General features: G+C 37.6%; 8 protein-coding genes. 2 read left to right on the forward strand and 6 right to left on the reverse strand.

The annotated features are described in order from the left end of the window. Positions 1-395: DNA/RNA non-specific endonuclease (locus tag ABIQ28_RS13825; protein ID WP_348038300.1), on the forward strand; the 395-nt coding region annotated here is incomplete at its 5' end. Positions 396-494: 99 nt separating this feature from the next. Here the strand turns inward: ABIQ28_RS13825 and ABIQ28_RS13830 are convergent. The 4 genes from ABIQ28_RS13830 to gcvP all read right to left on the reverse strand — a co-directional run bounded on the left by ABIQ28_RS13830 (position 495) and on the right by gcvP (position 6,789). Beyond that, positions 495-947: a nucleoside deaminase gene (locus ABIQ28_RS13830; protein ID WP_348038302.1), complete on the reverse strand. Its 453-nt coding sequence runs from the start codon at positions 945-947 to the stop codon at positions 495-497. Positions 948-1,500: 553 nt separating this feature from the next. After that, a complete protein-coding gene (locus ABIQ28_RS13835; RefSeq protein WP_348038304.1) occupies positions 1,501-2,694 on the reverse strand; it encodes a glycosyltransferase family 4 protein in 1,194 nt (397 codons plus the stop codon). A gap of 1 nt (position 2,695) precedes the next feature. Next, a complete protein-coding gene (locus ABIQ28_RS13840; RefSeq protein ID WP_348038306.1) occupies positions 2,696-3,754 on the reverse strand; it encodes a ketoacyl-ACP synthase III in 1,059 nt (352 codons plus the stop codon). A gap of 185 nt (positions 3,755-3,939) precedes the next feature. Next, positions 3,940-6,789, reverse strand: a complete 2,850-nt coding sequence (gene gcvP, locus ABIQ28_RS13845; protein ID WP_348038308.1) for an aminomethyl-transferring glycine dehydrogenase — start codon at positions 6,787-6,789, stop codon at positions 3,940-3,942. Between the two features lie 209 nt (positions 6,790-6,998). Between gcvP and ABIQ28_RS13850 the strand changes: the two genes are divergently transcribed. Then, entirely contained in the window at positions 6,999-7,829 is an 831-nt protein-coding gene (locus tag ABIQ28_RS13850) for a hypothetical protein (protein WP_348038310.1), read from the forward strand. Positions 7,830-8,068: 239 nt separating this feature from the next. Here ABIQ28_RS13850 and ABIQ28_RS13855 read toward each other — a convergent pair whose 3' ends face one another. Together ABIQ28_RS13855 and ABIQ28_RS13860 are read right to left on the reverse strand one after the other, a co-directional pair. Continuing rightward, the gene (locus tag ABIQ28_RS13855; RefSeq protein ID WP_348038312.1) at positions 8,069-8,626 is read right to left on the reverse strand and encodes a sigma-70 family RNA polymerase sigma factor; all 558 of its coding nucleotides are present in this window, start codon (positions 8,624-8,626) and stop codon (positions 8,069-8,071) included. 430 nt (positions 8,627-9,056) lie between these two features. Next, on the reverse strand, positions 9,057-9,671 hold a 615-nt coding region (locus ABIQ28_RS13860), incomplete at its 5' end, for a M3 family metallopeptidase (RefSeq protein ID WP_348038314.1).

Here is a 9,671-nt window from a genome sequence, read left to right on the forward strand (position 1 = left end):
AAACTTTTCTGACCAGTAATATCAGTCCGCAAGATCCTGCGTTTAATGCGGGCATCTGGAACACCTTAGAACAAAAAGTGCGGTATTGGGCGCGTAAATATGATGGTGTTTATGTGGTTACCGGTGGCGTTTTAAAAGGAAATCTAGAAACTATAGGCAGCGAAAGAGTCGCAGTGCCGAAACTGTTTTATAAAATTGTCTATGACCCTAAAACCGAGAAGATGATTGCCTTTTTAATGCCGAATAAAGACTCCAATGAGCCCTTGCATAAGTTTGTGGTTTCGGTGGATTCGGTTGAGGTGCTCACAGGAATTGATTTTTTTCCTGAACTTGAAGATGGACTTGAAGATAAATTGGAGGCCATGACCAATTATAAAAACTGGAATTTGAATTGATCTTGATTGGTTTCAAGTTGGGATTGTTGCCCGTTTATTCTTCTTTGTTTATAAGATCACTTCTCTAATTCTCTCAATTTACTTGATAAAAAAAATGTCCTAGTTATTTAAAGCGTCGCATTCACTTTCTAATATGCCCTTTATTAAGAGGGGAGGTTTGGTCCAACTTTTAATAGTGGTGTCTAAAAGTAAAGGGAGTTGAGAACTATAGCCACCAATTTCTCCAGTTGCTATGCCTGTGACGATTATTGGTATTTTGGAGTGACGAATCATATAGGAACACATAATACAAGGTTCGTGTGTTGTGTATAGGATGCAATCTGATAAGTCCTGTTTTCCCAGATGTTTTGTTGCCTGCCGTATTGCCTCAATTTCTGCGTGAAAAGTAATATCTTGATGTGTTTTTCCGCCTTCAATGCCCTCTCCGATAACAATACCATTCTGTACGATGATAGAGCCCACAGGACTATCGCCGCGTTGTTTGGCAATCATGCCAAGTTCTATGCAAATTCTCATGTAGGATTCGTGCTGTTTTAAATCTGTTTCATCCATTTTTTAGAGTGACTGGTAAAGTTTATTTGTGGAACAAGATATCTCTATTGAATTTATTTGGTAAAGTGTTCTGAAGTAAGCTCTGAATCAATTTGTTTGTTTTCGCAAATGTTGTCTATCGGTTTTTATACTCAAACTTTAAGTGTATTTTAGACAAGTGTTAAATTTAATTCTATGATGATGGATAAAGCAAGCTTCCTATATATCGCCCTCTTTTTGAATATAATTTTAATGTTTTATGTATTGTATGATATTTGGAACAAATCAAATTATGGAAAAAGTAAAAAATGGGTTTATACTTATTTCACAGTAATAGTTCCAATAAATGGTTTTTTATTAATTCTTTTTGATCGAAAAAAAATGAAAACTTCATTATAGAAATTTACCTGTATTAAATTTTGAAATACGGAGATCTATAGGTCTTGATATTTTTCATTTTCATCTTTTTCGAATTGTTTTTGCTTGTTGCCAACATAGATGATATAATGAGTCAAAATTCAATATTTCTGTATTAAATCATTAGCTTAAAGTCTTAATTCTTGATACTCAATTCTTAATACTTTTTTGAATCATATATCCCCAAAAATGCTCTATCCGCCTTATTTCGATAAAGTTCAAGCAATTTTTTCTTCCCGTTTGCGCCTAAAGTTTGGCGCAGGGATTCGTTTTCAATCAAATGTTTTAAGGCCGTATTAAACTCTTCTTGGGTGTCGTATAATAAACCGCATGCTGAGGTTTCAATAAGTTCCTGTTGTGCTTTACATTTTGTAGCCAGTATAGGAATTTCGCCATACATATACTGAAATAACTTATTGGCTACGCCCGAATCATGTTGAGCATTGATCTCAAATGGTGCCAGGCCAATCGTAATCTTTTTAAGATAGGCGGGAAGGTATTTCACATCTGCCCAAGGAATATAGGTCAGGTGCTGCTTTAAAAGTGGATGATTAATATAGGTGTAAAATTGATTTTTATCGGCCTTATCTATGGGGCCAATAATCAGCGTATGGAATTTATTGCCATTTTCCAGTAATTGAATAATCCATGGGAGAAGGTCAATGATGCCGCGTCGTTTGGCGACCACGCCAAAATAAAATAACGTGGGCTGTTCAGATTCAAAGTCTACCGAGAATTCATTTTTTTCAAAAGCTTGAAAGCTATCAAAATCTGGCATGTTGGGATGTACATAAATAGCGTCTGATTTCAAAAATGGAAACCGCTCCATTAAATCTTGTTTAAAAGAGTTGCTCAATACCACAAGATCATCGGCGTAATTTAAATATTCGCCTTCTTTTTTATACCATTTTTCAGGTTGTACCACATGTTTACGCCATCCTTTAATAGCCCATTGATAGGAATTAATAGCCGCTGGATAATTCTCGTGGAGATCCAAAGTTAACGGAATGTTCCGCTCCGATTTTTGAATGCCTTTTTTAGCCGCTTTGGCTAAATACAAATCATGGACATGTAAAGCGTCCAATTTGTTTTCTGTAATGAATTCTGCAATATGTTTTTGCCATAACCGTTCATAAAACCCGAAATTGGTACTCAGAAGTACAAATAAGTCTCTGAACTTTCTATGAATCGTGACCCTTTTGACCTTAAGGTCAGAATATGTTTTATAGGTTTTTTTGAAATCAAAACAGAGTACAAAAATGGTATGCCCGTCCTCTTGCAATAAACGTATTTCTTTTTGAACCCGATGGTCGTGGTCAAATTCGTTATCTACAACGACTCCAATATTCATTTTAGTACTGATATACTATGGCATTCACATGCATTCCGCCACCTACACTTGCAAACATGATGATATCGCCTTTAGTGAGGGTTTGATTTTTTAATTGGTTATTCCTGACCAAATCAAATAAGGTTGGAATGGTGGCGACAGAGCTGTTTCCCAATTCATGAATGGTCATGGGCATGATGCCTTCAGGGATTTCTGTATTATAAAGTTTGTAGAAGCGTTTTAGAATAGCTTCATCCATTTTCTCGTTGGCTTGATGGATGAATATTTTTTTCAGATCTTTAATGTCAGCACCGCTTTTGTCCAAACAGGATTTCATCGCCAATGGAACGTTGTTCAATGCAAATTCGTAGATTTTTCTACCATCCATTTTGATGTAGCGTGTGTCTGGACACAAATCTTTGTTATTGGAATTTCCGAAGAATAAATAATAGGCTTCGTCATAAGTATAACTTCCTGTTTCATGGGCCAAAATTCCGCCTTCATCAGCCGTAGCTTCAATAACTGCGGCACCTGCACCATCACTATAGATCATAGAATCCCGATCGTGTTTATCGACGACTCTGGAGAGGGTTTCAGAACCAATGACAAGGCATTTTTTAGCGATTCCAGCTTTTATAAAGGCATTGGCTTGGATGACGCCTTCAATCCATCCTGGGCAACCAAAAAGAATGTCGTAGGCCACACATTTCGGATTCTTAATGCGTAAACTGTGCTTGACGCGGGAAGCCAAACAAGGCAACACATCCGATTGAATGGTATTGTGTTTAACGTCTCCAAAATTATGAGCCATGATGATATAATCCAATTCTTCAGGATTGATATTGGCATTGGCAATTGCTTTTTCTGCAGCAAAAAAAGCAAGGTCGGAAGAGGTTAAGTGATCAAAGGCATATCTGCGTTCGTCAATACCCGTAATGGCCTTGAATTTTTCAATAATTACAGCATTTGGATGTTTCAACTCCGAACCATCGGTATCTAAGAAATGATGTTTATTGAAATTCTCATTTTTTTCGATGCTACTTGGGATGTAGCTACCGGTTCCTGTAATCTTTATGGCCATTTTTTTTGAAATTTAATCGATTTACTAATGTAATTAATATTGTTGTGTTGGTTGACAGTTTTGTCGTTTTTAATGATTTTTGCCAAATTATTAAAAATTTTCATGTAACAAATCAAAATCAATAAAAAAGCGCTCTTATATAATTTAAAAGAGCGCTTTTTGGGAATTTAGTTGATTAATAGAGGTTAGGCCTCCATGTATTCTTCAATAGGAGCGCAGGTACAAATAAGGTTTCTGTCGCCGTAAGCATCATCGACACGTCTTACCGATGGCCAAAATTTATTATCTCTAATATAGTCCAACGGATAGGCCGCTTCTTCTCTTGAATATGGGAAATCCCAAACGTCAGAAGTTAGCATGGCCAAAGTGTGTGGCGCATTTTTAAGCACGTTATTGTTATCGTCTTTGGATGCGTTGTCAATTTCTTTTTTGATAGAAATCATCGCATCACAAAAACGATCCATTTCATCTTTGCTTTCACTTTCGGTAGGCTCAATCATCAAGGTTCCTGCTACAGGAAACGAAACGGTTGGTGCGTGGAATCCATAGTCCATCAAGCGTTTGGCGATATCACTTACTTCAATGCCGTTTTCTTTAAAAGGTCGGCAATCCACAATCATTTCGTGGGCTGCACGTCCGCGCTCTCCAGAATATAAAGTGTCGAAATGTCCTTGTAAACGTTCTTTAATATAATTGGCGTTTAAAATGGCTGTTTTTGTCGCCTTGGTTAATCCTTCAGCACCCAACATTTTGATGTAACCATAAGAAATCAAACAGACCAATGAAGATCCGAAAGGCGCTCCAGAAATAGCGGTAATCGCTTTTTCTCCACCCGTTTTGATGATTGGATTTCCAGGTAAAAACGGTACTAATTGTTCGGCCACGCAAATTGGTCCAACACCTGGGCCACCGCCACCATGAGGAATAGCAAATGTTTTATGTAAATTAAGATGACATACGTCCGCTCCGATATTTCCAGGATTGGTCAAGCCAACCTGTGCATTCATATTGGCACCATCCATATAGACTTGGCCGCCATTATCATGAATAATTTGAGTGATTTCCTTAATGGCTGATTCATACACACCATGAGTGGATGGGTAAGTTACCATTAAACAAGAGAGATTGTCTTTATGCAGAATGGCTTTAGCACGTAAATCTTCCACATCAATATTACCTTCTTCTGTCGATTTTGTGACCACAACTTTCATTCCGGCCATAACCGCACTTGCAGGATTGGTACCATGTGCAGATGATGGAATTAAGCAGATATTACGATGGTGGTCATTGCGGGATTCGTGATAGGCTTTAATAACCATTAAACCGGCGAATTCTCCTTGTGCACCAGAGTTTGGTTGTAAGGAAGTGCCGGCAAAACCAGTGATTTCAGTCAATTGATCTTCTAAAGCTTTCAAAACAATTTGATACCCTTCAGCTTGTTCTATTGGGCAAAAAGGATGTATAGATCCCCAGTTTGGCCAACTTAACGGTAACATTTCTGCGGCAGCGTTAAGTTTCATCGTACAAGAACCTAAAGGAATCATCGAGTGATTTAATGATAAATCTTTTCGCTCCAACATTTTGATATAACGCATCAATTGCGTTTCAGAGTGGTGCTTGTTGAAAACCTCTAAAGTTAAAAACTCTGATTGACGTTGCAGATTTTCAGCGATGAAGTTAGCGTCTTCGATCACTGTTAAAGTAATCGTTTCTTTTTGAAGGTTTTCAGCAAAAATGGCGATGATTTCGTTGGCATCTTTCAAAGAAGTCGTTTGATTGATGGAAATCGTAACTGTATCTGCATTTGGGTAATTGAAATTCACTTCGTGACGTTCCGCTATCTTTTTAATAGCATCGGCGTTTGCCTCAATACTTAGCGTATCAAAAAACGAGGTGTTTTTTTGTTTGTAACCTAATTGCCCCAATGCTTTAGCGACACTGACTGCGGTATTATGAACAGTGTTGGCAATAAACTGCAAGCCTTTTGGGCCGTGATAAACCGCATACATCGCTGCCATAACGGCCAATAATACTTGTGCTGTACAAATATTTGAAGTGGCTTTATCACGTTTAATGTGCTGCTCACGCGTTTGTAAAGCCATACGTAACGCTCTGTTGCCATTCATATCCTTGGTTACTCCAATGATACGACCAGGTAAATCGCGCTTGTAAGCATCCTTCGTTGCAAAATAGGCTGCATGAGGTCCGCCGTAACCCATCGGGATTCCGAAGCGTTGTGTTGTTCCGACGACCACGTCAGCACCAAATTTACCAGGTGCTTCCAATTTAACCAAACTCAAAATATCAGCCGCAACCGCTACTTTGATTTGGTTGTCGTTTGCTTTTTGAATAAAGGTTTTGATATCACTTACCAATCCATCTTTTCCAGGATATTGTAAAATAGCCCCGAAAAATTCGTTTGAAAAATCAAATTCAGCTTCGTTGCCCACTACCAATTCGATGCCAATCGGCGTTGATCTGGTTTGCAATAAAGATAGGGTTTGAGGTAAAATAGCGTCAGAAACAAAAAACTTGTTGACGTCATTTTTCTTTTGGTCACGCTCACGAACCGCGAACAATAAGGCCATGGCTTCTGCAGCTGCAGTACTTTCGTCAAGTAAAGAGGCATTGGCGATTTCCATTCCTGTTAAGTCCGTAACCATGGTTTGGAAGTTCAAAAGCGCTTCCAATCTACCTTGTGCAATTTCAGCTTGGTAAGGCGTGTAAGCCGTATACCAACCTGGGTTTTCAAGAACGTTACGCTGAATGACAGCGGGAACAATGGTCGGGTGATAGCCTAAACCAATATAAGATTTAAAGATTTTGTTCTTTTTTGATAGCTCGAGAATATGGTTGATATATTCATATTCGCTCATTGGTGCATCAAGGTTCAATCCTTTTTTCAATCGGATGTCGTCAGGAACAGTTTCAGACATAAGTTGATCTAAACTGTCAGCTCCAATGGTTTTGAGCATTTCGTTTTGGTCACTTTCGTTAGGACCAATGTGGCGAAGAGCAAAAGAGTTTGTATTCATTAAAATAGTGTTGTGTTAAATCCCACCCAGTCTGCCGAAAAGCGCATAAGCGAGAAAAATAATTTATAAAAAGCCTTTTAATTCACTGGAATTGAAGTGCTTTTTTCTCCTGCGCGAAATTACGAGAAATATTGTCCATTTTAAGTTAACGAAATCTAAAGTTTTTAACCAATTGCAAGTCTTATTAACACATTGTTTATTTTTGTATAATGAAGCAATTAAAGCCCATATTTGATTTTTACATCAATAGCAGTATGCACGTGGCATTATCGGTGTTTTCCATGACCTTTGTGAGCCTTTTGGAATTCAGATTGCCCATCGATTGGAGTTTGCTTTATTTTGTCTTTTTTTCCACTATCACGGGTTATAATTTTGTAAAGTTTTTTGGGATTGCCAAATTCCATCATCGCAGTTTGGCGCGATGGTTGCGTGTTATTCAAGTGTTTTCCTTATTTTGTTTTTTATTGATGATTTGGTTTGCATGGCAGTTACAGCCTGAAACCCTTATGTATATTGGCGTTTTTGGAGTGGTTACCTTTTTATATACGATTCCTCTTTTACCGAAACGTTTTTTTATTGACGAGCAAAGGAATCTCAGGGAAATAGGTGGACTAAAAGTGTATGTGATTGGATTGGTCTGGGGTGGCGTAACGGTTTTATTGCCGATATTAGACAGTAATCAATCATTTGACTGGGATGTCTGGATTACGGCCATTCAGCGTTTTGTTTTGGTAATGATGTTGATGCTTCCGTTTGAGATTCGGGATTTGCAATATGACAGTTTAAAGTTGTCGACCATCCCGCAGAAAATCGGCATAAAGAATACCAAGATCATGGGGGTTTTATTGGGCATGGTCTTTCTGTTTTTGGAATTTTTTAAAGCGGAATTAAATCAGAAGTTAATTGTGTTGACCTTCGCAGTAACCTTAATAACTCTTCTTTTTATCCTATTCGCCAATAGGAAAAGGAGTGGTTATTACAGTTCTTTTTGGGTAGAAAGTGTGCCGATACTATGGCTTATCTTACATCTGTTTTTTTAGATGTCTATTTAAACGGTCGGCGATGACTTTACGCTCGCTATAATGCAAACAGTCAAGATTTGAAGATTTTATGGCATAGGTAAGTTGTTTATTGCGTTTCACATAATTACGTGTATTGGGACACCACAGATATCTCAGTCTCAATTTAATCTTTTCCCATAGCGTAGATTCGCAGTATTGTGATTTGTCACAAATATGATATGCTTCTTCTTTTGAAATTAATATCAACCTTAACATTGCTATAATTTAAACCAGTTTTTTTCTAAGCATTCTGCCATAGAGGTGCGCGCACGATGAATAATGACCCATAGGTTAGACGGTGTAATTTTTAATTCATTACAGATCTTTTCAGTATCATAATTTAAAATACTTTTCATTTTAAAAACGGTGGCTTGTTTTTCGGGGAGCTTGGCCATACAATCGTAAATGGCATCGCCAAGCTCCGTGTTTTCAAGCGTATCCAAAGCGTTTAAATAACCTTCATCTTCCACACGTTCTTCAAGCCAATCGCCTTCATTGTCATCATTGCTGTAAGTCATTCGTACTTCTGCCTGTCCTTTTGTGGAATTTATTTTTCTATAATAATCGATGATTTTTCGTTTTAAGATGGAAATCAACCAAGTGCGTTCGCTTGCTTCGCCTTTGAAATTCTTCATCGACTTTAAGCCAGCAAAAAAAGTATCCTGAATGATATCTTTGGCTATTTCACGATCATTTATACGTGAAATGGTATAATTAAAAAGATAATCCGAATAAAGTTCGATCCATTTATTAGGATTAAGCAGATGATTAGACATTTGTTTAGCAGCGATTTGTATTAAAATTAAGGAAATAAATCCTAAGTTTTCAATAAGTTATATAAAGAATCATTGTTGTCCGATTAAATCTGCGTTGATCTACTAAGAATAGAGATAAATAAAGGTCCTTCAATGTTTTTGACCTCAATCTCCTTCATTTCGAGGTTTTTTTAAAACTAATGCTAAAACATCATAACCTATTCTAATTCTGAATTTCACAGCCCTTATTTTCAATTAATTACGTGTTTAGTCTTTGTTCTTTGTTCTATCAGCAAAGCGGTCTTAATTCTTTTCCGGACAACAATGATAAAGAATGTCTAAAGGTTCTGGGTTCTCAATGCTTGATACAAAAAAATTCAAAACCGATAGGATCTCAGCTATTGATCCTATCGGTTTCGACCGCATTTATAGTTATGAAAAATTAAAACACTTACTTCTCAATAAGTCCAGCGCGTCTTAATAAGGCTTCCGGCTGAGGTTCTTTTCCTCTAAAGCGTTTGTAAAGTACCATTGGATCTTCAATGCCGCCTTGAGAAAGTACGTTGTCCATGAATTTTGTGGCTACTTCTTTGTCGAAAATGCCTTTTTCCTTAAAGAATTCGAATGCATCGGCATCCAATACTTCCGCCCATTTGTAACTGTAGTATCCGGAGGAGTAGCCGCCTTGAAAAATATGAGAAAACGAGGTGCTCATACAATTTTCCTTCACATCTGGAAAGAGTTGTGTATGTTCAAAAGCTTTTAATTCTTGTGCTTTCACCTCAGTTATTGATGATGGATCACTGCCATGCCAACTCATGTCCAAGAGGCCAAAACTCAGTTGACGTAGGGTTTGCATGCCTTCATGAAAAGCAGCCGAATCTTTTATTTTTTGAACTAAATCCATGGGGATCAATTCGCCAGTTTGGTAATGGGTGGCAAATAATTCCAAAGCTTCTTTTTCATAACACCAATTTTCGAGAATTTGGCTTGGCAATTCCACAAAATCCCAAAACACACTCGTGCCCGATAAACTTGGATAGGTTGTATTTGCTAACATCCCATG

Source organism: Gelidibacter sp. (genome assembly GCF_039916245.1).
Taxonomy (GTDB): domain Bacteria; phylum Bacteroidota; class Bacteroidia; order Flavobacteriales; family Flavobacteriaceae; genus Gelidibacter.